The 25,468-nt window shown below is 55.8% G+C and carries 25 protein-coding genes and 1 pseudogene; 11 read left to right on the forward strand and 15 right to left on the reverse strand.

What is annotated here, in order from left to right; genetic code table 11:
- A pseudogene (locus HMPREF2875_RS01310) lies at nucleotides 1–269 on the reverse strand (hypothetical protein); the annotation flags it as partial.
- Between the two features lie 408 nt (nucleotides 270–677).
- Between HMPREF2875_RS01310 and HMPREF2875_RS01315 the strand changes: the two are divergent.
- A complete protein-coding gene (locus tag HMPREF2875_RS01315) occupies nucleotides 678–2,258 on the forward strand; it encodes a peptide ABC transporter substrate-binding protein (protein WP_070669707.1) in 1,581 nt (526 codons plus the stop codon).
- A gap of 81 nt (nucleotides 2,259–2,339) precedes the next feature.
- Here HMPREF2875_RS01315 and HMPREF2875_RS13620 read toward each other — a convergent pair whose 3' ends face one another.
- The 5 genes from HMPREF2875_RS13620 to HMPREF2875_RS01340 form a co-directional block, all read right to left on the reverse strand.
- A complete protein-coding gene (locus HMPREF2875_RS13620) occupies nucleotides 2,340–2,945 on the reverse strand; it encodes a hypothetical protein (RefSeq protein WP_070669708.1) in 606 nt (201 codons plus the stop codon).
- A 218-nt stretch (nucleotides 2,946–3,163) separates the two neighbouring features.
- A complete protein-coding gene (locus tag HMPREF2875_RS01325; RefSeq protein WP_070669709.1) occupies nucleotides 3,164–3,910 on the reverse strand; it encodes a hypothetical protein in 747 nt (248 codons plus the stop codon).
- A 307-nt stretch (nucleotides 3,911–4,217) separates the two neighbouring features.
- Entirely contained in the window at nucleotides 4,218–5,207 is a 990-nt protein-coding gene (locus HMPREF2875_RS01330) for a sortase family protein (protein WP_246816997.1), read from the reverse strand.
- A gap of 41 nt (nucleotides 5,208–5,248) precedes the next feature.
- Nucleotides 5,249–6,202 (reverse strand): DUF2891 family protein, encoded by a 954-nt coding sequence (locus HMPREF2875_RS13140; protein WP_083311811.1) that lies wholly within the window; start codon nucleotides 6,200–6,202, stop codon nucleotides 5,249–5,251.
- A gap of 61 nt (nucleotides 6,203–6,263) precedes the next feature.
- Nucleotides 6,264–6,791 carry a hypothetical protein gene (locus HMPREF2875_RS01340; RefSeq protein ID WP_070669710.1) on the reverse strand — a complete coding sequence of 176 codons (528 nt, stop codon included), beginning with the start codon at nucleotides 6,789–6,791 and terminating at the stop codon, nucleotides 6,264–6,266.
- A 253-nt stretch (nucleotides 6,792–7,044) separates the two neighbouring features.
- On the opposite strand from HMPREF2875_RS01340, the gene HMPREF2875_RS01345 reads away from it, so the two are divergent.
- Nucleotides 7,045–7,947, forward strand: coding sequence for a nucleotidyltransferase family protein (locus tag HMPREF2875_RS01345; protein WP_246816998.1), 903 nt, complete (start codon nucleotides 7,045–7,047; stop codon nucleotides 7,945–7,947).
- Nucleotides 7,948–7,951: 4 nt separating this feature from the next.
- A complete protein-coding gene (locus HMPREF2875_RS01350) occupies nucleotides 7,952–8,182 on the forward strand; it encodes a hypothetical protein (protein WP_070669712.1) in 231 nt (76 codons plus the stop codon).
- Between the two features lie 34 nt (nucleotides 8,183–8,216).
- Here HMPREF2875_RS01350 and HMPREF2875_RS01355 read toward each other — a convergent pair whose 3' ends face one another.
- From HMPREF2875_RS01355 to HMPREF2875_RS01380, 6 genes are all read right to left on the reverse strand, one after another.
- Nucleotides 8,217–8,564 carry a DUF2200 domain-containing protein gene (locus HMPREF2875_RS01355; protein ID WP_070669713.1) on the reverse strand — a complete coding sequence of 116 codons (348 nt, stop codon included), beginning with the start codon at nucleotides 8,562–8,564 and terminating at the stop codon, nucleotides 8,217–8,219.
- Nucleotides 8,565–8,592: 28 nt separating this feature from the next.
- On the reverse strand, nucleotides 8,593–9,846 hold the full coding sequence (locus tag HMPREF2875_RS01360) for an ATP-binding protein (RefSeq protein ID WP_070669731.1): 1,254 nt from the start codon (nucleotides 9,844–9,846) through the stop codon (nucleotides 8,593–8,595).
- A 219-nt stretch (nucleotides 9,847–10,065) separates the two neighbouring features.
- Entirely contained in the window at nucleotides 10,066–10,647 is a 582-nt protein-coding gene (locus HMPREF2875_RS01365) for a hypothetical protein (protein WP_070669714.1), read from the reverse strand.
- A 3-nt stretch (nucleotides 10,648–10,650) separates the two neighbouring features.
- A complete protein-coding gene (locus tag HMPREF2875_RS01370; RefSeq protein ID WP_070669715.1) occupies nucleotides 10,651–11,223 on the reverse strand; it encodes a hypothetical protein in 573 nt (190 codons plus the stop codon).
- A gap of 30 nt (nucleotides 11,224–11,253) precedes the next feature.
- Nucleotides 11,254–12,492, reverse strand: coding sequence for a hypothetical protein (locus HMPREF2875_RS01375; RefSeq protein WP_210388126.1), 1,239 nt, complete (start codon nucleotides 12,490–12,492; stop codon nucleotides 11,254–11,256).
- A 506-nt stretch (nucleotides 12,493–12,998) separates the two neighbouring features.
- The gene (locus tag HMPREF2875_RS01380) at nucleotides 12,999–14,246 is read right to left on the reverse strand and encodes an arginine deiminase (protein WP_070669717.1); all 1,248 of its coding nucleotides are present in this window, start codon (nucleotides 14,244–14,246) and stop codon (nucleotides 12,999–13,001) included.
- Between the two features lie 866 nt (nucleotides 14,247–15,112).
- On the opposite strand from HMPREF2875_RS01380, the gene HMPREF2875_RS01390 reads away from it, so the two are divergent.
- Both HMPREF2875_RS01390 and HMPREF2875_RS01395 read left to right on the forward strand, forming a co-directional pair.
- Nucleotides 15,113–16,009 (forward strand): bifunctional UDP-sugar hydrolase/5'-nucleotidase, encoded by an 897-nt coding sequence (locus HMPREF2875_RS01390; RefSeq protein ID WP_141754544.1) that lies wholly within the window; start codon nucleotides 15,113–15,115, stop codon nucleotides 16,007–16,009.
- Nucleotides 15,924–16,697: a 5'-nucleotidase C-terminal domain-containing protein gene (locus HMPREF2875_RS01395; RefSeq protein WP_083311812.1), complete on the forward strand. Its 774-nt coding sequence runs from the start codon at nucleotides 15,924–15,926 to the stop codon at nucleotides 16,695–16,697. Before HMPREF2875_RS01390 ends, HMPREF2875_RS01395 begins: the two co-directional genes overlap by 86 nt.
- Nucleotides 16,698–16,774: 77 nt before the next feature.
- Here the strand turns inward: HMPREF2875_RS01395 and HMPREF2875_RS01400 are convergent, their stop codons facing one another.
- Both HMPREF2875_RS01400 and HMPREF2875_RS01405 read right to left on the reverse strand, forming a co-directional pair.
- A complete protein-coding gene (locus HMPREF2875_RS01400; protein WP_070669721.1) occupies nucleotides 16,775–17,281 on the reverse strand; it encodes a GNAT family N-acetyltransferase in 507 nt (168 codons plus the stop codon).
- Between the two features lie 121 nt (nucleotides 17,282–17,402).
- Nucleotides 17,403–19,265 carry a GmrSD restriction endonuclease domain-containing protein gene (locus HMPREF2875_RS01405; RefSeq protein WP_070669722.1) on the reverse strand — a complete coding sequence of 621 codons (1,863 nt, stop codon included), beginning with the start codon at nucleotides 19,263–19,265 and terminating at the stop codon, nucleotides 17,403–17,405.
- A 105-nt stretch (nucleotides 19,266–19,370) separates the two neighbouring features.
- Between HMPREF2875_RS01405 and HMPREF2875_RS13625 the strand changes: the two genes are divergently transcribed.
- The 4 genes from HMPREF2875_RS13625 (at nucleotide 19,371) to HMPREF2875_RS01425 (ending at nucleotide 22,305) form a co-directional block, all read left to right on the forward strand.
- Nucleotides 19,371–19,520 (forward strand): hypothetical protein, encoded by a 150-nt coding sequence (locus HMPREF2875_RS13625; RefSeq protein ID WP_168165553.1) that lies wholly within the window; start codon nucleotides 19,371–19,373, stop codon nucleotides 19,518–19,520.
- Between the two features lie 115 nt (nucleotides 19,521–19,635).
- Nucleotides 19,636–20,580 carry a dihydrodipicolinate synthase family protein gene (locus HMPREF2875_RS01415; protein WP_070669724.1) on the forward strand — a complete coding sequence of 315 codons (945 nt, stop codon included), beginning with the start codon at nucleotides 19,636–19,638 and terminating at the stop codon, nucleotides 20,578–20,580.
- Nucleotides 20,581–20,611: 31 nt separating this feature from the next.
- Complete coding sequence (locus HMPREF2875_RS01420) at nucleotides 20,612–21,553, forward strand: ROK family protein (protein ID WP_070669725.1); 942 nt, start codon at nucleotides 20,612–20,614, stop codon at nucleotides 21,551–21,553.
- A 41-nt stretch (nucleotides 21,554–21,594) separates the two neighbouring features.
- Nucleotides 21,595–22,305, forward strand: coding sequence for an N-acetylmannosamine-6-phosphate 2-epimerase (locus HMPREF2875_RS01425; RefSeq protein WP_070669726.1), 711 nt, complete (start codon nucleotides 21,595–21,597; stop codon nucleotides 22,303–22,305).
- A gap of 9 nt (nucleotides 22,306–22,314) precedes the next feature.
- Here HMPREF2875_RS01425 and HMPREF2875_RS01430 read toward each other — a convergent pair whose 3' ends face one another.
- The gene (locus HMPREF2875_RS01430; protein WP_246816999.1) at nucleotides 22,315–23,061 is read right to left on the reverse strand and encodes a FadR/GntR family transcriptional regulator; all 747 of its coding nucleotides are present in this window, start codon (nucleotides 23,059–23,061) and stop codon (nucleotides 22,315–22,317) included.
- Between the two features lie 212 nt (nucleotides 23,062–23,273).
- Between HMPREF2875_RS01430 and HMPREF2875_RS01435 the strand changes: the two genes are divergently transcribed.
- Both HMPREF2875_RS01435 and HMPREF2875_RS01440 read left to right on the forward strand, forming a co-directional pair.
- Nucleotides 23,274–24,797 carry a sodium:solute symporter family protein gene (locus tag HMPREF2875_RS01435; protein WP_070669727.1) on the forward strand — a complete coding sequence of 508 codons (1,524 nt, stop codon included), beginning with the start codon at nucleotides 23,274–23,276 and terminating at the stop codon, nucleotides 24,795–24,797.
- A 143-nt stretch (nucleotides 24,798–24,940) separates the two neighbouring features.
- A complete protein-coding gene (locus HMPREF2875_RS01440; RefSeq protein ID WP_210388125.1) occupies nucleotides 24,941–25,297 on the forward strand; it encodes a hypothetical protein in 357 nt (118 codons plus the stop codon).
- Nucleotides 25,298–25,468: the final 171 nt, after the last annotated feature.

The raw sequence follows: 25,468 nt of genomic DNA on the forward strand, positions 1-25,468 counted from the left end.
TTGTCGCCGGTGCCGCCCTCGGTCTTGCCAGCGTCGTCGCCGGTGCCGCCCTCAGTCTTGCCGGTCTCCTCGGTGCCGGTGGTGCCAGCATTCTCGCCCTCAGCCTCGCCGTTGGCGGTGTCGTTGTTCTCGTTGGCGGTCAGTACGGCCTCAACGAGGTCGTTGCCGTTGAGCTCGGTGTTCTCCTCGGCAGAGGCAGCTGCAACGCCGGCCATGGTCAGGGAGCTGGCCAGAGCGGCAGCAGTGAGGTTGCGGGAAATGCGCTTCATATTTCTTCTCCTAGGGAATTCGGGGACGTTGTATGAAAAGTCAATGTCGACATCAGTAGCGTGACCGCGTATTGAAATCGACTTCACACATGCTAACGAAGGACGGCGCAGGATTGGCCAATCTGTGAAGGGTTATATGGGTATTCCACGACAGCTGCCAAGGGCTTATCAGTGCACGATAATGTTCACCGGCGCGGTTATGGTGCTATGAAAAGGTGAAAAGGTCTGCAAGGTGGTGGTGCAGACGGGGAGCAGGCGTAGGGAAGGCGCCGAGGGGATTGACAGCCTTTACGTAGGGAATGCGCGAAAGATATTGGCGGTGAGGATTCCGATTATCGCGTGAAGTGCAACATATTGACGCATGGTTATGGGGCAATTCACACATCTGAAACCCCCTAAGGAGAACTCATGCAATGGACAAAAGTAGGTGCGAGCCTCGCCGTAGTTGTCGCAGTAGCTGGCCTGACTGCCTGCGGAGGAGACGGTTCCGGTGGCGCGGCGGATGTTGATTTCATCAGTACCAACTCCACCGAACCCCAAAAGCCGCTCATCCCCGCGGACACCAGCGATGTGCCGGGAGCAACGCTCATTGACCTCATCTACTCAGGACTCGTGTACTTCGATGAGAACGGCGAGGTTCACAATGATCAGGCAGAAAGCATTGAGAAGACCGATGACGTGACCTACAAGGTCACGCTCAAGGAGGATGCGGTGTTTTCCGACGGCTCCCCGGTGCGAGCCCAGGACTACGTCGACACATGGAACAACGCGGTAGAAAACAGCATGCTCTCTGCCTATTTCTTCGAACCCATCAAGGGCTATAAAGAAGGAGCAGCGAGCATGGAGGGGCTCAAGGTTGTCGATGAGAAGACGTTCACCATTGAGCTCGATGAACCTACGGCGGACTTTGAGACGCGTTTGGGCTATTCCGTTTTCTTCCCCATGCACGAATCCGCCTTTGATGACATCGACGCCTACGGCCAAAACCCAGTGGGAAGTGGCCCTTATAAGCTGCAGGAATGGAACCATAACCAGAATGCGATCCTCGTTCCCAACGAGAAGTATGAAGGTGACCGCAAGGCGCAGAACGATGGCCTGAACTTCGTCTTCTATGCCGATGCCAGCGCAGCATATGCGGATCTACTCTCGGGAAATCTGGATGTCTTGGACTCGGTTCCGTCCTCGGCCATGGCTAATTTTGAAACGGACCTCGGCGAACGTGCAGTCAATGAGCCTGCTGCCATCTTCCAGTCCATCACTATTCCCGCAGGGGATGAGAACTTTAGCGGGGAGGCGGGGGCGTTGCGTCGACAAGCACTGTCCATGGCCATTGACCGCGACGAGATTACCCAGACCATTTTCCAAGGGACGAACACTCCAGCGGTGGACTTCACATCGCCTGTGCTTAACGACGGCGCCACGGACATCCCCGGCAACGACGTCCTGACCTATAACCCGGACAAGGCTCGTGAGCTGTGGGCCAAGGCGGAAGAGATGAAGCCGTTTGAGGGGCCGTTTACCGTGGCGTATAACTCTGATGGCAGCCACAAGGAGTGGGTCGATGCCGTCGTGAATTTTATCCGGAACACCCTTGATATCGATGCACAGCCAGCGCCGTATCCGGATTTCAAATCGCTGCGTGATGAGGTGACAAACAAGACGATCGAAGGCGCGTTCCGCACCGGCTGGCAGTCGGTGTATCCGTCGCCGTCGAGCTTCTTGGAGCCGCTCTATGCCACGGGCGCTGCGACTAACGACGCCGACTATTCCAACCCCGAGTTTGATTCGCTTCTGAAGAAGGCTGCTGCGGCATCCAACGACCAGGAGAGTGTTGAGCGGGTCAATGATGCCCAAGCAGTACTTATGCAGGACCTTCCGGCAATCCCGCTGTGGTACACCAACTCCACCGGTGGCTACTCCGAGCGCGTCGACAACGTGATCTTTACGTGGAAATCGAAGCCGCTGTACTACAAGGTGACGTTGAAGTAGAACGCCATACGTCCTGTTACGCGAAAAGCGCTCCTCAACGATTTGTGCTGAGGAGCGCTTTGTCGTGAGCGTTCGGAGCTACTAGAAAGGCAGCTTGATGCCCAGGGACTTTGCCACGCTCGGAGCGACAGCGGCGATAGCGCCCACAACGCCGAGGACAGCTGCGATGATGGCGGCAATGCCCAAGTCGGTCGGCTCGCCATCGGCGGAGCTCAGTTCCTCATCGAAGGAGCTGGATTCTGGAGTTGGGGTCTCAATCTGAGAGGGAGTCTCGGACGGCGTCGACGGAGCTTCGGGTGCCGGGGTCTCCGAGGTCGTGGTCTCCGTCGTCGTTGTAGTGGTGGAGGTCGGCGGGTTGTTGATGATGGATTCCTGGATTTGTGCCGCAGCCTCATCCTGAACACCGCAGGCCTGAGCGTCAGCCTTGGCGATCTCCATGACCTCAGCGCGGTTGAGCGTCAGTTCCTCGTTGTCAGCAGCGCGCCACAGGCCAAAGGATTCCTGCGTGAAGGTGTGCTCTTCTTCGTCGATGGTGGTGGTGAACTCTGCGGCCGGTGCCCAGCAGAAGTTGATCTTGGTATCAGTCTCCTGAGTGGCTTCTTCATCAGCGGAAGCGATGGTGGTGCCGGCCAAGACGAGGCAACCGGTCAGAGCGGTAGTGGCGAGAGTGAGCGAAGTCTTCTTCATATTCTTCTCCTGGGAATAACAGCGATAGCCGCTGGGAAAATGAGACGATTTTAGATTAGCTGATACAGATGTGAATGGTGTGCTCAATGGCGGCTTGTTGTGCTCTGAGCGCCGAGGTGTCATCAAAAACACACAAACCGCATGCCACCGCTCCCGATAAAAGGGGGATGGCATGCGGTGCTCCCGCGGCTTAGCGCAGAAGTTGGCGCGTGAGTGTTTTAGATGAAGAGCTTACGGCGAGCAACGAAGGCGCCGGCAGCAATCATGGCTGCGATAGCCAGTGCAGCGAGGCCGCGAGCCACGGTGTTGGAGCCGGTCTCGGCGGAGATACCACGGGACTGCGCCTGGCCAGCAGATTCAGCCTGGCCCTGGGCCTTGTCGGCGGTGCTGTCAGCAATCTTGCCGCCCTGGGCGATGACCTCGTCCTTGTTGGCTTCGAGAAGCTGTGCGGACTCAGCCTTCTCCTCAGCGGTAGGAGCGTCCTTCTGGGCTGCCTCCTGAGACTTGACGTAGGTCTTGCCGTCCTTTGCGAGGTACCAGGTCACGCCACCGATAACGAGGGCTGCCGGAAGGGCGAGCCATGCCAGCTTGGTGGTGTCAAACTCAGATTCGGACTCAGATCCGTCAGCGATTGGGTAGTCAACCGAGGACGGCGCAGCTGGCTCGTCGCCGGGGACGCGATCGGAGGCGTCAACATCCGGAAGGAAGGTCTTAGTGGTGGAGGGGGCATCTTCCTCGTTGTCTTCCGGCTGAAGAGCAGCCAAGGCTTCGTCCACTTTGGAGGAGTCGAGCAGCGAGTCGTCGGTGGCAGACTTATAGGTGCCATCATCCTGCTTGTAGTAGGTAGTGCCTTCAACTACCAGCTCAGCCGGTGCAGGAACCTGTGCGGAAGCAACGGCGGTGCCGCCGAGAGCGAGGGCGCCGGAAAGAGTCACTGCGGTCAGTGTGCGGGTCATACGCTTCATGAGCGGGATTCTCCTTTGTGAGGTCTGCGAGAGGGAAAGTAATTCACTCCAGTCACAATAGTCGCAACTTTCACATCTGTCACGGGTCTTGTGCAAGTTCTCCTTCTTCAATAAGTGTTGCTGTCAGTAACAAGGAGCGCATTCACTGGAGGTTTGACGTGCTTAAGAAGCGACGTATGGCCTGCTCAGTTGGGAATGATGCGCTGAAGCACGATGAATGGATGCCCTGTTTTTCGTAGAAATTGAAGCTGAGAGAAATCCCCCTGGTTGGGGCTATAACATTGCTGCTCGCAAAGGAGATTAAGGATTAGTGAGCAGCTTCCGGCGCGTTGGTTACGCCTTCAAACTGCCAGCCCACGACCGCATTGCGCACGGCAGAAGCCAGCGGATTGGCCGGCTGGATGCAGCTGATGGTGAGCAGGCGGCCAGGCTTGGCATCGGCGCCCCAGATGCTTTCATCTTGCTCAAGGCCTTCCTTGGACGGGTCATGCAGATCCGTTGCGGTGTACACCAGCCACTGTTCGCCGGAGTTCTGCGTGCGCAAGAACAACTTGTCGCCCACCGAAGCCTTGTGCGTATCGGCGCGACCGTCGTAGAGATTATTGAACACTGCTGGCACGCCCGCGCCGGTGTGCCCGGCAATGACGACGATGTCCGGCGAGTCCGTGCCGGGAAGCGCGTAAGGCTTATCGTCCGCAGTGTAAGTGCAGGCCTTATTCATCGAATCCGGGTTGATCTTATTGTCCTTGACCCGGCAGGAACCTTCCTCGAATTCTGCGCGCACATCAATCGCGGGGATGTACATCTCCAACGCGGGGGAGGGCTCGATGACGGCAGCGGGCTCCGCCACCACTTCTGTCGGCTGAGGCGCCGGTGCATCTGATTCCTTATTCAGGTTGAGCGCGGCGACGATACCGACAACAACCAGCGCCAGAATAAGGAGCACCCCCATCCCGCGGCGACTGTTGGGTTTGCGGTGACGCGCTGCTTGGCGACGTCCCCCAGTTCCCCTCCTAGCCGTGTCCGGCACCGCATGGTTGGACGCCTTCCGAGCGGACGCCGAAAGGGAAGCGGACCTCCGGGATGAGGTCGGCGTGGTCGGGGTAGAAGGGGAAGAAGCTATGCGCGTGTGGTCGGGACGCCGACGCGGCCGGTAGGGTGCGCGCTCCGTGGCAGAGCCCTCGTGGGCTTGGGAAGAGCGGTCGCGACGGCGGGCGCGTTCCTTGTGAAGATCAATGCGGATCCCCTCTTCCGGCAAGCGGTAGTCGTCGCGCCGCGCCGAGTAGCGAGAATCCATGGGCAAGCTCCTGATAGTGAGGTGATTAAAGAAATAGGGTACTACTTCGTAGCAAGCTGATAACGCAGCGCATACGTGATGAGCCAGTGGGTAGACATGAAGTCGCCGTCGATAAGCTGAGGCTCCGCGCTAGCTGCCAGCGCCTGGGCGCGCGGTAGGGCGGAATCATCGAAATGCTCGGCGAGTTCAATAAGCATCCACGCCCTCGACAGCGCTAGGCCGTAGAGGTGGGCCAGGCGGCCATCGGTGGGGTCGAGGACTTCCGGGACCGTTGTCAGAAAGTCCAGTGCTTCGGCGCGGTGAGGAAGGAAGCCATCGAACCACTCGTCGAAATCCGGCAGCACGCGGGACATGAGTAGTGCTTCTGATAACCCGTTGGACAAGAAGTCATGTCCGGAAAGCTCCCATTCGAGCGGATAGTTATGGTCATTACCGAACAGTCGAACTGCAGCTTCGCGCACCGAATTTGCCAGTGAATCCAACCCGAGTTTCTCTGCTGCTTCGAGGATGAGGAAGAGGTTGAAAGCGGTATTGGAATGCATGCCGTGGCGTACCGGCTGGTTAAGTGAGGCGAGCCAGCTTTGGCAATGCTGCGCGGTCAGCGCAACGAGCTTATCCATCGCATCGCTGGGTCGGACCGACGCTAACTGGAGCAGCCACGCGCGCCCATAAGGCATTTCATAGCCTGGATGCTGCGTAAGGTACTCATGTTCCACGGCGAGGGTGTTGGGGCTGAGGCGTTCGTCGAGAAGCGCGGCGAGTTCGGCCGGGGACTCTGGGCCGAGAGTCGCGTCCACAAGCGCCCCTGAATATTGCATATGGACACTGGAATGCCAGTCGAAACACCCATAGAAACTCGGGTGCAGCTCCCGCGGGCGCACGTGGCAATCATCGGCGGACGCGCTCGTATGGTGCATGGCTGCGGGGAACTCGCGCTCGAGGACGCCCACAATCCCGCTTGCCCACGCACTAGCCATGGTCTCAAACTCTGTCATGAATCAAGTATGACAGAGACCCCGGACATCTATTGTGACCTGTAGTTTCCTTGGTTGTTCGCTACAGGGAAAGTGCAGCCTTCAACTGCGGGAGGAAAAACTCTGCTGCCTTAACAAGCCCAGCCACCGTCGCGGTGACGAGAGCAACGACGCCGCCGGCCGCAAGCAGTGAGAGACGCTTTTCCTTCGCATCAATCTGTTCAAGTTCGCGCTCGTTCTCCTCACGCAGCGCGTCTTTGACGTTGATATCCATGTTGAACTCGCCCCACGCCTGGGAGGCGAGCCGGTACTCCTCTTCGGCTGCTTTTATCTCTTCCGCTGACGCGCCGGAATTCTTCAATTCTTCTAGCCTGAGGCGGGCGTCTTCAGCCTCCTGCCACATTTCTTTGGCCCGGGCTTCATCTTCTTCAGATGGCTTGTACTCGTCGGTCTCGTCTGCCTTGCTGCTGAAAGCGCTGAAGCAGTCCTCGTGAAAGCATCGAGAGGACTCTACGTTGAGCTCCTGTGCGGTCGCAGTAGGAACCGCTACGAGGCCTGCGGCGATGACTGCTGCCATTCCAAGGCCGGGGCGACGATGCCACGAATTCATAGACGTCTCCTTCAATGGGGAAAGTAGGGAAGTGGCTTTACTGTATCGCGGGACGTGTCGGAGCGCTGAGAAATGGGAGGGCTCTGTTAGTCAATAACCCATTCGTTCCTGACTGTATATCCAGTATTCGGGTGGTATCTATCAGAGTAATCGAACGTGTGAGCGGTCGTGTGAGTTTTTGTCTTAGTCTCTTTCTAGTGTGTAAAGCAGACATCTGAAGCGTTGGGGAATCGGTTCATTGTGGGACGCAAGGGTGTCTAAAGCACAGGATGCAGTTCACAGAAACGGACTGCTGCACAATTCACGAGGGGGAGCCATGAGGTTCTTAGAACAAAAGCCGATAACTTTTAGTAGAGGGCAGATACATCGAATAGGCAGTGCGCTGCGAAATGGAGAGGAGATTGATGAGGAGAGGTTCGGGCTATTCCTAGATCAGCAATCGGCGCTTTGTGATGTGGTGGTTCGCGAAGCAGGTAAGACGATGGCAGGTCTTGAGAATCCACTGGAGCTGGCTTCAAACTCTTTCGTCGAGCCTGACTCCGACACTTATTTTTTAGGTTCACGTGTAAAGACGAGGGATACCCTTGTAGAAAAGCTACGCCGCATGCCCAGTTTTCCATTGGAGAACATTCAAGATGTTTCCGGGGTGCGAATGGATTTTGATGTGACTTTGACTGAACAGACAGTTCTAGCGCACCTCCTTTCTAAGTCCCTAAAAGCGGCTGGTGCGAAGAGAATTGAGATCCGCGACATGCGCGATGAACCGCATTCAGGCTATCGAGCTGTTCATTTGCATGTGATTTCGGAGGCGGGCCGTGCGGAGTTTCAATTGCGCACGGCACTTCAGTCTCAATGGGCGAACCTTTATGAAATGGCTGGAGACTTGTACGGAAGAGAAATTCGATACCTCGAATTCGGAGGAGAAATTCCTGCAGAATTTGAAACTGAGACCCGTGTTTTGCATGAACTATCAGAAGTTGTCAACAGGGTGGAAAGGCTCGTTGATATTCTTACTGAACCTTTTGAACGCGGCGGAACTGTTGGAACCACTCAAAATGAAGCACGTCAACTGCGGCGGCGCATGTATAGGATGCTAGATAAACTGATGCGTGAATTCGAGGAACGTCGAATTCATCGTGACATGGAAGGAGAATAGTTCGATGCCGGCCTATCTCATCAAATATCACCGCCCGACGGGAGCGCTCGAAGTCACCGAGTACGAATCCCTGATTGAAGGAACCCGCGCTCGTCATGAATTGGATCAAGTGAATAAGGATCCTGATGTCGAGATCGTTGCTATTGGTGCTAAGAACTTGGAATCCGTCCGGCACACGCATGCGCGTTACTTCTTCCGTGAGAAAACCGCGCCGCCGTACCCTTTCGTGGCTTAAGTCCGGAGGCTCTGAATATCGCAGCGAGAAGAGTTTAGCTGCGCAGTATCTTCTCCATGGCCTTGCCTTTGGCGAGCTCGTCAACGAGCTTGTCCATGTATCGGATGTTTTGCATCAGCGGGTCCTCGATGTCCTGCACCTTGTATCCGCAAATGCTCCCGGTGATAAGTGAGCGGGACGGGTTGAGATGTGGTGCCTGTTCGAAGAATTCCTCGAGGGTGACCTTCTCCTCTTGCGCCCGCTCTAAGCCTTCCACTGAATAGCCAGTGAGCCAGGAGATAACTTCGTGGAGCTCGCTGACAGTCCTGCCTTTGCGCTCTACTTTGTTGACGTAGTGCGGGTAGATGTCGGCGAAGGACACGGAAAAGATGCGGTGGGACATGGGGCGCAGTATATCCATTGTCGCTGGTTTAGCCGTGCCACAGCGTGGAAATGGGCATTGCCCATAGGTTCTCGCCCATTGGTAGGACGTCTTTGCCGGTATATAGGACGATTCCTGCGCGGAAGGAAGCGCCTGCAACCTGCTGAAGGTAGCGCAGTCCGGCAAAGTCTTTTGGCTGGATCGACATTGCGGCTTTGACCTCCACACCAACAATGTCCCGGGATCGCGATTCCAATACGAGGTCCACTTCTTTGCCAGTGGACGTACGAAAGTGGAAGAGGCGATAGTCAATCGAGGACCATGCTTTCTGCTTTAAGAGCTCGTTGGCGACGAAAGCTTCGCAGATACCTCCAGTAATCGTGCTGGAGATATTCATCTCCAAAGCCTCTGGATCGAGTCCTGCAAGGCTTGTAGCAAGTGCGGTATCCGAAAGAAAGACCTTGGGCTTAGAAATAGCCCGCTTCTCTAGATTGGTTCCCCAAGACGGCAACTGGTTGAGCAAGAATACGTCACTCAATGCAGTTACATAGGTAGGGACCGAGCGTTGAGGAATATCGAGCGCGCGCCCAATGTGTGCAGCTACAAGCTCCGCAGTTCCTTGTGCCGCCAACTTGTTGAGAAGATTGCTCAAGCGGTCGGGGAATTGAATGCCGTAGAGCTCAGTAGCATCCTTCGACAGTACTCGTTCAATGTAGGCGTCGAACCAGCGGTGCTGTCGCCGCCGGCTAGCGTCTCTGAGCCCTGGGAAACTTGGTGTGCAGAAGAGCTGAAAGTAGTCGCTCCGGGAAGGGGTAAAGGCGGGATTTAGCCCTGAATCCCCTAATGACCACACTCGGCCAGCAAAGTCATCGTAGATGCCCAAGTGTTCACCCACGCTAAGGCCGTGAAGACGAATTGTTTCTGCACGGCCAGCGAGAGACTCTTCAGCTCCTGTGAGACTGAGGAGATTGGAGGAACCGGTGAGGACAAAGCGCCCGGGTCGTCGATCTTCCTCTAGTGCGCCTTTGATGGCGCGAAAGAGCTCGGGCGCGCGTTGAATTTCATCAATGGCTAGTGTCCCCTCGGGGAACTGCCTGACAAACCCATCTGGGTCCTCTTGTGCAGATGCCAGCGAAGCGCTCTCATCAAGGTTAAAGAATCTATGCTCTCTATCTTCGAGCAATTGATGAACGAGGGTGCTCTTTCCCACCTGGCGTGCGCCAGAAATAGTCAGCACAGGCGTATCCGACAGGATTTCCTCCGCCAGATCTTGTGCGTTTCTATGTAGAAAAGAATCAGTCATGACACTCAACCTACCTGCGATACTGCGGTTCTGCAAGGCTCTCATTGCTATTCTGCAATGACCGCGTTGCCATTCTGCAAGAGTTCCGTTGCCGTTCTGCAAGGCTCTCGTTGCCGTTTGATCACGCCGTAAAACGCCAAAAAGAGGTCACCCGCGGCCGTCGTAAAGCGGCGCGAGGGTGCCCTCTGTGGTGGGGCTCAGGGAGGTGAGCTAGTTCAGTTAGTTCCAGACGGGGGCGTCGCCAAGCTGCAGCTCGGAGTAGCGCGCCTCCGGAACCGTGGCGGAGTAGGGCTTGCCCACGGGCTCCCATTCTTGGTCGGAGTTGCAGCGCACGTCCTGGCCGTCCGTGTCGAGCATGGTGAAGCCCCACACCAGCTTGCCCTGGGAGTTGGCCGGCAGCTCATAGGGGCCGACCTCTTGGTTGAGCTTCCAGTGCTGCTCGTTGACGTAGGTGAAACCGTAGGTCTGGGTCAGCACCTTGGCCAGCTCGCCCACGCCCTTGATGGAGCCAGAAACTTCGATGGTCTGCGTGCGGGCCTGAGTCACGGTGTGGCTGACCGGTACGGGTTCATCGTTGCGGTTGGCCACGCTCGTGGCGTCGGTTTGCTTAAACCAGCGGCGAGTAGCGGTGACGTAGGTGCCGTTCTCACCGGGCGTAGAGCAGTGCGTGCCCGGCTTGTGTTCCTCGTTCCAGCGCTGGGGCAGCTCGAAGTCCCCGCCAAAGTCTGCGGCGTGGGCAACGGGAGCGACCGCTAGCAGGCTCAGTGCGGCAAAGGTGCTCGCGATGGACTTCTTCAGCACGCCTTAGCCCCAATCGTTGTTATCGCGCGTGGAGACCTCAATGTGGCGCTCCTTCGGCAGGGTAGCGGTGAAGGTCTCGCCGTTAGGCTGCCAGGTGTTATCGGAACCGCAGATGGTCTTCTGACCCTCAAAGTCGGAGACAACCCAGCCGGCACGCAGCACGGCGGTCTTACCCGGGGCGATGTTGTACGGGCCGACCTGTTCGCCGACCTCGTAGGACTGGGAGTCGGTGTAGCTGGAGGAGAAGGTGAAGTTGATCAGATCCAGCAGCTTGAAGTCAACGCCGGCGGAAACGTTCCAGGTCTTGGTCTTGGTTTCCTTGATGGAGCGAGTAACCGGAAGCGGCTCGTCGTTGTAGTTGGACACGGTCCAGGAGCCAGCAGAACCGTCGAAGTAGGTGCGCTTGATGTTCACGGTCTGGCCGGTGTCACCCGGGTTGGCGCAGTGCTCACCGATGGTCGTCGGGTTAGCCGGACCCAGGTCGCGAGCCGGCAGCGCGTTAGCAGCCGGAGCGAGGATGAGGCCGGAAGCAACGGCCAGAGCAGCGGTGGTGGAAGCAATCTTGGTCTTGAACATGGTGTTTTCTCCTTGAGTACTTGAAAGGGGTTAGTAGATGGTCTGGGTAGGAACCGGAAGGTCGCGGTACTCGTCCGGGGTGACGTCCTCGGTACGGGTGGAGCCGTCCTTGCCCGTGATGGTGGCCTCCGCCCAGAAGCCGCTGGGAGCGGTGGTCTGCTTGTAGTTGGAGGTCAGGCTGTACTTTCCGTCCTTACCGCAGTGAATCTCGCGGTAGTTGATGCGGGTCATGGTGGTGCCGTACTCCACGCGGACACGCTCGCCCGGGGCAAGGTCGATGTGCTCGAGCTCAGTTCCCACCGGCATGTAGGCGCGCTTGACCGCACCGACGGATTCCAGCCAGCCCTTCGGGATATCGCCGCGGTTGCCCTGCCAGTTGGTGTACGGCGCGTGCTCCGCGCCCACGACGAAGTCCGTGACTGGTGCGTACTCGTAGTCGCCCTTAGACCAGTTGAGGAAGTCGGTGGAGTAGCCCGGCTTGCGGAACGTCGGGGTCACTGCGGTGATGTCCAGCGGGTACCAGGAGCTATCGCGGCCCTCGCAGGTCTCGCCCTCCTTAGGCCAGGACGGATCGCGCTGCAGATCCTCGGAAGGCTGCATGATTTCATCCTTCTTTGGATCCGCAATCTTCTCCAGGCTAGGACCGGAGACGGAGGTATAGGTGCCATCGATGGGCTTGGAGTTGGCGCCCGGGGAGCGGGAGGGAATCTCCATGGCCAGGTCCGAAATGGAACCGTCTGCCTTGATGATGTAGGCAAAGGCATAGCGCTCAGCTGGGCCCTTGCCGCGGATGACGTTGGCGCCTGGCATGTTCTCCAGGCGGTCGTCGTTACAACCGACGAACATGGAGATGAAGTCCTTTTCCACCACGCCATACTCCACGCGGAAAGACTCGCCCGGCTTGAGCTTGATGGGGCCAAAGGTTTCCTTATCGTGCCAACCGTTGCTCAACTTCAGTCCGATGTCAGACTTAGCCGTGGTGTCCCACCCGGAAGGCATAGCGGCCTTGGAGTTGGCCTCAATCTTGTGGTTGGTGCCAGTTTCCACGGAGGCGGTGTACGGCACCTCCTGGTTGGTGGTGTTCTTAAACTGCAGGGTGCCGTCGCTGATGTAGCGACGTCCCGTCTCAGCAAAGCGCCACTCCGGCGTGGCGTTATCTTCGCCGGCCGCGCTGCAGCTCTTGTAGAGGTTCGTGATGGGGTAAGCCTGCGGCATGGGCGGAATAGTGGCCGCCTGTGCTGCGGGCGCGATGAAGGCCGCACTCGCCATCGCGGCTGTAGCCGCCAGTGGCGCGAGTGCGCGGAGTCCCTTGATATGCACCTGGATACCGTCCTTAAAGAAACTTAAAGAATAATGGGTAACTTCTTGAAACCTGGGACAATCTTAAGCGTCGGAAACTTACGCCTCAATAAAAAGGGAAAAATATTTTGTACACCTGCAAGAAAGTTAGCAATGTTAAGCGCCTGGAGACCAGCGTTTTGACCGTTCGTGCACAATCGTTTGATTAACCCTGTTTGGAGGTGTTGACATTCCGACCTTCCATCCGAAGGTGCTGGCAGTGAGCTTAAAGTCGAATGTGTACTGCTGGGGTTGTGCGCTACTGGTCGTCGCGCCCACGCCCACATTCCTCACCCTCGGGGTAGGGAACGTGCGGCCACCACTTCGGTAAGGCCTACGCCGCGCTTGCCGACGTCCCCCTCATCCCCACCATCACCCCTTCCGCATGCCGAAAGGAGCGTCCGGTGAGCAGTGCGAGAATATGTTCCCAGGAGACCTTAGTAATCCACGGCATCCCGAATGATGGGACACGTCATGCAGTGCCCGCCACCGCGGCCTCGGCCGAGCTCTGCGGAGCCAATTTCCACGACCTCTACGCCCGCGGCACGCAGCTTCTTGTTGGTGTGCTTGTTGCGGTCATAAGCCACCACCACGCCGGGCTCAATGGCCACGACGTTGTTGGCATCGTCCCACTGCTCACGCGCAGCAGTGTAGGTATCGCCGCCCGTCTCGATGACTTCGAATGCTCCAATGCCGAGCGCCTGAGCGACAACGTTGAGGAAGGATTCGGTAGGAAGTTCGACGTCGAAAGGCGCCGTGCTCGTTGAAGGGCGCAACACGATAGGGCGAATGGTGTCAACGACCTTGGGATAGGCCGTCACCTTATCTGCATCCAGAAAGGTGAAGACGGTGTCGAGGTGCATCGATGCGCGATCCTTGGCCATGGCAGCGATGATGATCTGGGTGGCCGCTTCTTCCTCAAAGAGGCGCATGGCCAGCCTGCTGACTCCTTGCCACGTGGTGCGCTCACCCATGCCGACGAGCACGATGCCCTTGCCAATCGGCATGATGTCACCGCCTTCAAGCGCGGCCAAACCTTGGTCTTCGTCAGTATTGCCGTACCAGAACTTGAAATCTGCGTTGGCAAACCGCGGATGGAAGTTGTAGATAGCGCGGGTCAGCAGCGTTTCTTGGTGTCGCGCTGGCATGCGCATGGGGTTGAGAGACACCCCGCCGTAAATCCATGCCGAATTATCGCGCGCGAACTGTGTATTGGGCAGCGGACGCAACGCAAACGCGGTGGGGCCATAGACCGCGCGCATCGTGTCAATGATGCCGTGGCCGAGGCCCTCGGGAATCTCGGAAAAGGGAACTCCGCCGATGAGCAGCTCTGCGAGCCGTTTCGTGGGAAGCTCCTCGAACCAGTGACGCAGCTCGCCGCCGATTCCTGCGCCGACGTTTCTATCCAGGAGCTTGTAATCCAGGATGAAATCGCGCCCACCTTCTGTGTCGAGGGTTTCCTCCAGGAGCGTGTGCATATCTAGAACATCGACATCATACTCACGCAGCTTGGCGACGAATTCCTCATGGTGTCTCTTAGCCTCATCAACCCACAGGACGTCATCGAAGAGCAGGTCTTTGCAGTTGCTCGGTGTCAGCCGCTCATGCGCGAGCCCCGGCGCGCACACCATCACTTGGTGGAGCTTGCCTGCCTCGGACCAGACGCCTGGTAGGGGAGTTGTCATGTTTGAACCTTTCCTAGCCCTCGGTGAGTCGCGCCATTTCTACATGTGGTGAATGGAGTCACCGAAGATTGATAAATGTGAACTAGGTGACAATTCTATGGGGGATTCGCACTTTTTCAAACTTGCACGCAGAGGAGAAATCCCACGTAGATGTAGTTTTTGCGGCGGGGTGCATACTATTATCGCTGTTTATTCATGCGCTGCTGGCAGGTTCACGGCGAAGCTCTACGCCGTGCTTGCTGACGCTCACCTCCCCGCCATTGCGGTAATGCCGACACCGATGGCCATCGCGCCCCAGCCCGTGAACGGATGAATAAATGCGGAGGGGATGAAACTCTACGCGAATAGTAGAAAAGGGGAGATTTCTCATGATCTCCTACGACCCTTTGCCCGAATCCAACCCAAAGAGCTTTGAAGTTTGAAGAATGGGCCGCGCCGCTGTCGGTGGGAAGTGGCAGCGCGGCCCCAGAGTGATAGGGAAGAAGGGCCGGTTTCCTGCCTTCCTTGTAGGGGTATCTTTGACAGTAGGGATCGGGGCGGACATCGATGTGATTGATTCGAACATGTGGTTCAAACATCTCACTCGGTTTAAGGAACGGAAGGTCGTTGAGGATTAAGTGAGTGCTGCTTGACGGTCTAGGAGCAGGGGCAGAAAGTAAGCATTTAGACTTCCAAAATTCATCTCGATTTTCCCCTTATGTCTGAACTTCTCCAACCAAGCAATAGAAAATTCTTCCATGCGCAATCGTCATATCCTTCTTGCTTTGACCGCTCTCGTCTCACTTAACGCAGCAAATGCCGTTGCAGCTGAAGCTGTTCCCACTGATCGGGCTGTGGCTTCTGGGGACGTTGTCTACTTCCAAGACATGAAGGAGTTTGAACCGCGTTCGTGGGATGATGGAAGCCACCAGGGTGGTATCGCTTACTTGGCAACTGCACTCGACACTCTCCGGGAAAAAGAAGGCGATCCCATCGTTGCTTTCGGTGGGGAACTGGCCGCTGGAAGCCTATTCGGCTCGGTATTTCGCGGTGAGCCTTTTGTAGAGGCTTTTAACGAGCTGGGCGTGGACGTCGGTAATTTTGGCAACCACGACTTTGATTACGGCTTGGACCACACACGCAGCCTTATTGAAAAGGCTGAGTTTCCGTGGATTTCCAGCAATCTGACTACCCAGAATGGCGAACCGGTCAGTGAGGATGGAACCACCTTTATCGCCAAGTCCGGAGAACTTACCGTCGGGTTTGTGTCCCTTACTGCAGACCTTGATCGGACCGTAGCTGCCAAGGAAGTTATTACGGGGGATTTTGTTGAATCAGCGCGCGCCGGGGTCAACAGGCTTCAAGAAGAAGACGTGGATGCAATCATTCTGCTGAGTCAGATTTCAAAAGAAGACACCACTCTGGTGATGGAAGAAATTCCCGAGCTTGCAGCAGCGCTGCGCGAAGAAAACGAGGCACAATCACCAGAAGAAGTAACCTACACCTCCGATAAACGCCCGATTGTTGCACCGCGCGCTGATTACGGGACGCTGGTTCACCTTGACATTACTGTTGACCGTTCCACGCAGGAGCGCACAGTGAAGGTCGTGAATCATCCGGTCAATCCATCGCTCACCGCTAACGAAAAGTGGAAGGCTCGCTCCCAGAAGCTTTATGGGGAGCTAGACCGCCAACTGGGTGAGAAACTCGGTACTGCGACTCAGCCCCTTATCAAAGGCAGAACTCGGGCCTCTGGTAGCGGATGCGTACCGCGAACACTTTGATACAAAGCTTGGATGGCAGAACGGTGGCGGCCAGCGTGCCGACATGAAAGAGGGGACCCTGACCCGTCGCGATGCGCAGTCGGTGCTTCCTTTTGGTAACTCACCAATCGCGATTCAAGCAACCGGTGCTCAGATCAAGGATGCGTTGGAAAAAGGAATCGAATCCAATCCGGACGGTGGAAACGGTTTTCCACGAACTGCTGGATTCACGTTTGAGTATGACATGTCGGCGCCATTTGGTGAACGTGTCACGGCGATAGAGCTTGATGACGGAACTCCCATGGAAATGGAGTCCACCTACTCGCTAGCTATTAGTAACTACGTGGTGAATGGTGGCGACAAGGTCGATTCATTCGTCGATGCGCCTGTGACTTCTGAGGGCACGGCAATCGACGTCGATGTCTTTTCCGAGTACATCAAGCGGCACGGTGAGCTTTCACCTTTGCAGACTCCTGAAAAGCCAATCGGTCCAGCAAACGGTGGGAAGGCAGAAGAATCATCGATTGGATCTTCGCATGGAGCAGCTGTTGCCATCGGGGTGATTACTGCACTGGCGGGTGCTTTCGTCGTGTTTACTCCCCAGTCTGTACTGGATGGGATTGTTCGCTATCTGAAGACCTTCTTGCCGGGCTCGTGGCAACTAAATCTTCCTTCGGATCACTTCCCCTTGCAGGGACTGCATCAATAACCAGGGCATTTCAGTTCTACAGAGTCATTCCCACGTATCAAAAGAGTGGCTGAGCTGCGAGTGTCCAGATATTTTTATCAGCCCAATCGGTAGACCTCATAGTCATCCGGCACTCCCGCGCCGGGGACGTGCCGAAGCCCGAGCTTCAAGGCTAGGGCAATCGACGCCTCGTTGGTGGGATCGATGATGGCGACGACAGGGAGCTGCGCGAAACGCTCACGCGCGCTGGCAATTGCAGCGGCTGCGGCCTCCTTGGCGTAGCCTTTGCCCTGCGATTCAGGTGCGAAGCGGTAGTAGAGGTTGAGCACTTCTTCACCGGCTTCTTCGCTATGTCGCACACCTGTAAAACCTATGGTCGTGCCATCGGGCGTGGATACCACGTAGTAGCCCAGCTGATTCTCGCACCAATTGGCTTGCCATGCGCGTGCCAACTCCGTGGCTTCCTCCCTGGTCTTCATGGCAAGTTCAGGGCGGTGCTCGTACGTACGCGCATCCGAGTGGATGGCAAAGATAGCGTCAATGTCGGCATCTGTTGGTGCTGCAAGGTTGAGCCGCGGAGTGCTTAGGGAATAAGTGTCATTCATTGTCGGTCCTGACGTCGAAAGCTACGGTCTGCCAAGGTTACCCAAAATGGAAACGCGTGGTGCAGTCGTTCTTGCCCGAAGGCTGCGCTGCTGCGCCGGTCGGCAAGGAACCGATGCTGCTTCAGACCTCTGATGGGGGTTCGTCTGCTACCTGGCCTGGTTCCTCAAGGGCTTCTTCCTCGAAGAATGACGAGTCTTCCACGGCATTTCCTTCGCTGACATCGCGCTGAACCGTCTTCTTCAGAGCACCCTCAATGAGTGTGCAGATCGATTCTCGTCGAAGCTCGAAGAAAGCATCAAAGTTGTCCTGGCGCAGTGCTTCGGGCGAAATGAGGTGTCCGCGGAGAACACCGTCCACGCCATCGGCATCGAAGCCAGATTCGTTCTCAACCTTGGTCAGATATGCCGACGGTGCGACGCCACCGATGACACGGTTCGTGCGTGCGCTTAGTGTCGTTTTATTGACGATTGACTCACGGCGCTCGTTATCAATTCCGTTTTTCTTGCACCAGTCCTGAGGGAAAATATGGTGAATGTCCACGGCCATGTCCCTGTACTGGAATGCTCCGAATTGTTTTCCCTCGACCCAGTCTGTTGAGCCCTGTGCCATGATGAGCGCTGCGATGCCCTTGTAGGCAGCGGCATTGCGGGTGCGCAAAGAATGAAGGCGGGATTCAGCGAAGGTAGCGTCCTGCACGGTTCGTGGGGCGGAAGTTTCTTCACCCATCGCCCAAGCAGGTACCCCTTCGAGGTCACGTACGAAGCGCGTCTCAATGGCAGCGCCATAGAGCTCGCCCAAGACTCCGCTCCAGAACCACTGCGTGACCTTTTCTTTCACGTGGTGTTTGTCTGCTTCCTTGCCAAGAACAACAGCAATGGCAGCAAGCGGAACCAATTGCTTCGGGTAGGGGACATCCCTGAACCGATAGATGTGCAGATCTGCGAGGAAGCCTGCCGCCCAGATGAATCCTTGACGCAGGGCGTCGCGCCAAGTGAGGTAGTCGTTCAACTCAAGCTTTAGAACGTCTTCCCTCTTGGCAGACAGGCCGACTTTGCGGCTTACCGAGGAATGCTTGCTTCGCTCAAGAGTCGTCAGCATGGTGATTGCTTGGAGGAAGTCAGTGTTCTCTACCTTGTGGAGGACATCGTGTTCTTTCCACAGCGTCTTAGTCTCCACCCAGTCATCGTTGAGGCGGAAATCGTGCTGGTACTTGTCGTAATACTCCGCATCGCCTGCAAACACTGCTGTGAGGAGTTCAAAAACGTTGAGCGGAAGTCCACCCACGTTGACCTTTTCGAAGACAGTGGCCACCGCTGCCTTGTCCGTCTCCTTGTCCAGCTCAATTGCGGGAATCTTGTATTCGTTGATCTGACGGATAATCCCATCGCTGAATGCAGTCATGAGCTCGGTGTTACCCAACTTGCCGAACCATTCGAAAAGACCCATCTGATCAAGGAGCAGCGAAACAGGGATGTAGCCTGCTTCGTGTTGCTTTTCCATGCTGCTGAGATCGAGAACAATATCGCGATTGAAATTGGTTCGAATAACTCCATCGGCTGGCACGGAGATCACTGCTTCATCCAGCTCGAAGGGATCTTCAATAGACTTTTGGATATTGATGAAGTACCTACGGTCGAGGCGCTTGCCACGTGAGTCTTTGGTGTGAACAACGCCGTCGCCTTTAAGGGCTTGAGTGAGGGATGTCAGTCGTTGCTGGCCGTCGAGAAGCAAGAACTTGGGCTCGGATGTGGCAGTAGCCTCGGTGCTTTCGATGGGGCGTGGCTTGAACCTGACAGAGGAGTTACCAGTTTCCAACAACATGATGATGCCCAGCGGATGCCCACGGAAGATGGTGATGAGGAGCTGGCGGACGCGCTCGTCTTCCCACTTGTACTTTCGCTGGAAATCGGGGAGCTGAATCTCCCCATTCTCGGTAGAACGCATCAGTGCCGATAGTTGGTGCATGTTGGTGTTGAAACCCATCGGTGCCTCCTCTGTGGTGAACGGTCATTTCTAGCATGCCTCAAAGCCTTTGATGTTAAAGAGAATTCGGGGCATTTGTTGCAGCACTACAGCTCGGAACTGTGCGTGCACGGTACTGAAGTCATGTTTGCGCAGGTGCTTACCGACGAGGCATTGCAGCGGCAGCGGGCGTTGCTTTACGCGGCGGCCCCGCGTGCGCGCGATGTTCTCGTGGTGAGTGTGGTGGGGGAGGCTTCAGAGTTGTTGCCTGGGTAAGTCAGTCGGGTTTATTCTTTCGCTTCCTTTCACCAGAAGGAACTGCATCACAATCGCAGGAGACGTATGATGTCTTATGACTCAAGTGTGAAGGTGAGTAGGAAGGTTTTCAAACATGGCTGCAAGCACACAGCTTCTGCGCGGTGTGGTGCCACCGCTGCTAACTCCGTTTAACGAGGACTATTCTGTTGACACTGATACCCTCAAGCGCCAGGCTGAACGCCTTATTAAGGCTGGCGTTCATGGACTGTTTGTTCTCGGCTCTTCGGGTGAGGTTGCTTTCCTCACTCGAGAGCAGCGCAAGGAAGTCATCGCAACGGTGGTGGAACAGGCTCAAGGGCGCGTTCCGGTCATTGCCGGCGTGATTGATATGACGGCTCCGCGAGTCATTGAGCATATTGAAGATGCCGTCGCGCTCGGGGTGCAAGGGCTAGTTGCTACAGCACCTTTTTATGTTCGTACTCATGATGTAGAAATTGCAGAGCACTTCCGACTTCTTCACGAAGCCGCACCAGAGACTCCCATCTACGCGTACAACATTCCGGTCAGCGTTCACTCGGTGCTGGATATTGCTACTCTTATTTCTCTTGCCAAGGAAGGCGTTATTGCTGGCGTGAAGGATTCTGGCGGCAATGATGGATACACGCGTGCCTTGATTAGTGCTCGTAACAAGGCTGGGGTGACAGACTTTGTGATCTTGACCGGCTCGGAAACTACGGTCGACTTTGCTTACCTGGCAGGCGCCGATGGCGTGGTACCTGGTCTGGGTAACGTGGACCCAGTTTCCTACGTGAAGCTGCATGAGCTCCTGGTTGAGGGATCGTATGCAGAGGCTGCGGAATTGCAGTCTAAGATTTGTGATCTTTTCACCATCGTTGGTGTTGGTGATGGCACCCGCATGGGCGGAAGTTCGCAAGGTCTCGGCAGTTTCAAGGCAGCGCTTCACCACCTGGGCGTCTTCCCGTCGGGGCTTATGTCCCGTCCGCATGTCGCTCTGAACGATGAGGAGCTGACCAAGATTCATGAGATCGTCGATGCCGCTCAGGTGATCGAGCCTTAATTTCGCTGAACTACGACGAAACGAGTGAAGAGTGACTAGTACGCTTGCGCTTGATGTCGGTGCAACAAAGATTGGTTGGGGCTTCGTGGCTGATGACGACCCAACTCAAGCAGTAGCGCTGGGAAAGATGCCTACCCAGCCAGCCGGGGCTTCACCACAGGAGCAGATCCAGAGAGCCATTCAGCTGGCTTTGGAGGAATCGGGTAGTACTCCAGCGCGAATCGGCATTGGTTCGCCAGGAGTCATTAGAGCTCCCGAAGGGCTCGTCACCTACAACGGAGACACCATTAAGAACTGGGCTGGCACCAACCTTCGCGAGGTCGCGAAAGAGGTTGTAGATCTCCCGTGCGCTGTTCATAACGATGTGAGGGTCTGGGCGTACGGAGAGTTAATGCTCGGAGCGGCGAGAGACTTTCAGTCAGGCAGAGTTCTGTACCTTTCGTTGGGAACTGGAGTCGGCGGGGCAGTGAGTGATAACGGGAGTCTGCTCAGTGGACCTACCGGATCGGCCGGAGAGTTTTCGGAACTATTGTGCGCTGATTTCCGGGGCTTTGCGGACCGCGCCGAAAACACTATGAGCGGCAATAGCTTGGCTGCGTATTATGAAGAGTTTTCTACGAACCCGGCGAGCGAGCGGGTGCAGTGGAAGGAACGGGCCAAGTTAGCGCTTCCCCTCGAAAAAATCGTAGAAAGAATGAACCAGGGAGATGAACTCGCTTCCCGGATTATTCGAGGGAATTCCTATGGCCTTGGCCGCGCGGTGGCTGGTCTTGTTTCAGGGCTCGATCTCGATGCCGTTGTCTTGGGCGGCGGTGTGTGCCAGATTGGGGCTGCTGTGGAGGAACCATTCCGTCAGGCCATAGAGGATTTTGCGTTGAAGCCGAATCGTTCCGTTGCAATTCGGGTTACTGAATCTCCGGAGGCAGCACCGTTATTAGGCGCAGCGGCTTTTGCTCGAGACAACGCTTTTTAGAACCGATTATCTGCGATATATCCAGAAGAAGGCTCAGGTATATGTTTAGGTTTAAGAGTAGTGAACTGGCGGAACGCCGCGAAGAAGTTCACGACATGATTCGGAACTCGGTGATTGTCTCGGTGCAAGCGCCAGATGGTCACCCAATGCGCGATACTCACACCTTGACGCATGTCGCCCGTGCGTGTGTTGAGGGCGGAAGCCGCGCAATCCGGTGTGGCGGATATGGCGGCATCAAGGATGTCGAAGCAATCGCAGCCGCAGTAGATGTACCAGTTTTCGGCCTGACAAAAGAAGGGAGTGAGGGGGTTTATATCACCCCTACCGTTGAGTCCGTGCGCCAGTTGGTTGAGGCCGGGGCTGCTGTTATCTGTGCGGATGCTACGGATCGCCCTAGGCCTGATGGATCGAGTTTTTCTGATCTTGTCGCCGAGTGCCACGGGTTGAATGTTTTGTCGATGGCTGACTGTTCTACCCCGGAAGAAATGCAGCGGGCGCACCAAGCGGGGGCGGATATCATTTCAACGACGCTGGCCGGCTATACCGAGTTTCGGAGCAAGACTGAAGGCCCAGATCTTGAATGCTTGGCAGAGGGGCGACGGCTCTGCGGTGAGGATGCCTTTGTGATCGGCGAAGGCAGGTTTGCCTCGCGCGATGATGTGGCTGCAGGAAAGCGCGCTGGCGCCAATGCAATCATCATTGGCACTGCCATTACAGACCCTGCGTGGATTACACGGAGCTTTAATAACTGACGCGGACTGTCACAGCGAAGTCAGCAGGGGTTCGTAATGCCTGAGCACAGACTCTTGGTACTTCTTGAGGTCATTGTTCTGTAGAGCATCGATGATGTCTTGATGTGCGCGAACTGTTCTGCTTAAGTCCTGGGGTTCTTCCAATTTGCGGAGTGGAATGACGTTCATGTGCACTTGCCAGAAGGCATCATTGAGCTCACGGATAATCGGGTTATCTACTTCGGAAAGCAGAACCTGATGAAACTCCCGATCCTCCTCGGCAAAGTTGAGACCTTGCTCCCGCTTGACTGACATCTTTTCAACGATGGCGTTCAACTGATCTAGCTTGGAGGGATCAGGATCGGTAGTGATTTCTTGCCCGATAGCAAGATCAATTGCCTGCCGGATCTCCACCACATTACGTAGTGTTTCAAGGTTGTCATCATCGTCGAGAGTCGCTCGAAAGATGAGGCCTTGAACTAGGGCTTTGAGTGAGGTGTCAGAGACAAACGTTCCTGTTCCGTGCCTGACTTCGACGATATCTAACGTCGTTAGGATTCTGATGGCTTCTCGGACAGAAGAGCGAGAGAAACCGAGTTCCGCGCAGAGCTCTGATTCGGTTGGCAAAGTGTCCCCAGGCTTGAGTGCGTTGTCCTGGATGAATTTCTTGATGCCCTCTACAGCCTGCTGTGTGGTTGAGGCAGGGCGATGCTCGGCTTCACTGAATCCCCACGTTCCGGTGTGCACTGGCTGTTCCCTCATTTCTGTTCCATGCATCTTAAGTTTCCCACCTCAGCTCGGTTTACAGAAAACGAGCGCTACTGGGGGAGGAGTCCTTCACTCTGACGATCAGGGGGTAGACGGCTTTATCGTAAATCCCTTCACACATCAGACGTCTGATGTATTGTATCTTTCAACATGCTTTGTTGCACAGACGAGTCGGAGAGTGACTTAGCTCTCTATATGGAAAGTCCTGAAGGGAAGGTCAAATGCAATCGTTCGGAACGCTTAACTGGATAGTTCTGCTCCTCTACCTCCTCGGAATGCTTCTTGTCGGCGCTTTTTTTGCACGTAGGGCCGGCAGTGATCAGGACGAATTCTTCAAAGCGGGTGGCAGGATTCCTGGTTGGGCGGCAGGATTTTCTATCTATGCCACGACGCTGTCTGCCATCACATTCATGTCGACGCCGGAAAAGGCATATCTGACTGACTGGGCCTACTCGGCTGGAAACCTTGCAATTTTTGCGATTGTTCCAATCTTGATTGGTTACTACGTCCCGTTCTTTAGGAAGCTGGATGTCACGACGGCATACGAATACCTTGAGGAGAGGTTCTCCGTTGTCCTCCGAGTTCTTGGCTCGCTCCTCTTCGTCCTGTATCACGTTGGGCGCATCGCTATCGTTATCTATTTGCCAACATTGGCGATTACGTCGGTGGCAGATATCAACCCGTTGGTCGTCGCTGCATTTGTAGGCGTTCTTTGTGTGGTGTACACCTTCCTGGGAGGTATGGAAGGCGTGATTTGGTCTGATGTGATTCAGGGTATCTTGCTGTTGGCTGGCGCTGCAGCGGTAGTGCTGACGGCCATGGCCATGACTCCCGACGGATTTAGCGGTGCGGTGGTTAACGCTGCTGAAGAAGGGAAATTCTACTCAGCGGACAACTTCACCACGAATGCTGTCTTCACCTCGATACCATTCATCTTTATCGGAAATGTATTGAACAGCTTGCACCAATACACCTCCTCCCAAGACGTCGTTCAGCGTTACCAAACGACTCCTACGATTCAAGCGACGAAGAAGTCTCTCATCGTCAACGGAATTCTGGCGCTGGTAACAATTCCGCTGTTCTACGGAATGGGAACGGCTTTGTATAACTTCTACGAAGCGAAGGGTGGCCTGCCTGAAGGAGTCAACACTTCTGCTGTAGTGCCGTATTTCATTCTTTCGGAGCTGCCTGCAGGCATTGCCGGACTATTGATTGCTGCCATCTTGGCGGCTGCGCAATCGACTATTTCTTCTTCGCTCAACTCGATTTCCGCGTGCGTTGTCGTAGATATCTATAACCGCTTCTCGGCAAAGGAAGCGTCGGTTACTTTCTCTCGCCTAGTCATCATCATTGCCGGAACCTTCGGGTTGGCCGTCGCGTTGTATCTCATCATCACCAACCAGTCGGACCTGTGGGACCTGTTCCTTGCGATTACCGGTCTTTTTGGAGTTCCGCTCACTGCGGTATTTGTCTTGGGGATCTTTACGAAGGCCACAAATTCCAATGGCGTTCTCATCGGGCTCATTTGCGGAGCGATTGCTGCGTACTTTGCTGGAAAGCTGGACCAGGGCCCATTCTTGGTCTCGATTGTCGCCTTCGTAGGAACTCTCGTTATCGGCTACTTGGCATCCTTCATCTTCCGGAAAGCTGATGAACACGACATCACGGGCTTGACTATTTACGGAAAGGACCTTGAATACACGCGGCGCAGCGTCAATCAAATACCCGTTTCGCAAAGTGAGTAAGCAATACGAATAGGCTGCCGCTAGGCTTGGTTTGCGTGTACACCGAAAGCAAGTGAAGGAAGCACAGTGACCACACACCCGATATCGAGGTTGACTACAACTCCGTCGATTCGATACTGGATGTAATCGGCCGATGCTTACGTGTGGACCGCAAGCTGAATCAGCGTAAACCGTGGGATGGCTTTGTGGTCGTGTCCGGTTACGAGAAGGGGCACTCGGCGCGCGAGGCATGGCGGGTCGTCGGTAACAAGACGCGGATCACCACGGTGTCCTCGCTCAACCCAGCGTTTAACCGTACGCTGATCGCACGGTTGCGAGAGCTCACCGCCGATCCGGAACGTGGTGAGTGGCAGACGTGGATCGCGCGGTACGATCTCGCCTCCGATAGCTTCGACCACACATTCCTTTGGCCCGGAGAGGACGAAGGCTTTGACGTCCTCGGCTATGACACCCCGATGTCCACGATCGAAACCCTGAACCCGGCCTTTCACGCCGAATAATCGCGACCACGGTATTCGGTTCCAACATTGGTATCACTCCCGCAACGCTGACCCGTCTAGGGTGCTTGACGACTGAGTAGAAGTATCATGCGAGCGTTACTACGGGGTCTCCGTATGAAGCGCTACACTCTGCCGGTTGTTGCGCGGGGGTATCTAGTAACACCGTGGTGA

The sequence above is a fragment of the Corynebacterium sp. HMSC078H07 genome (assembly GCF_001812805.1).
Taxonomy (GTDB): Bacteria; Actinomycetota; Actinomycetes; order Mycobacteriales; family Mycobacteriaceae; genus Corynebacterium.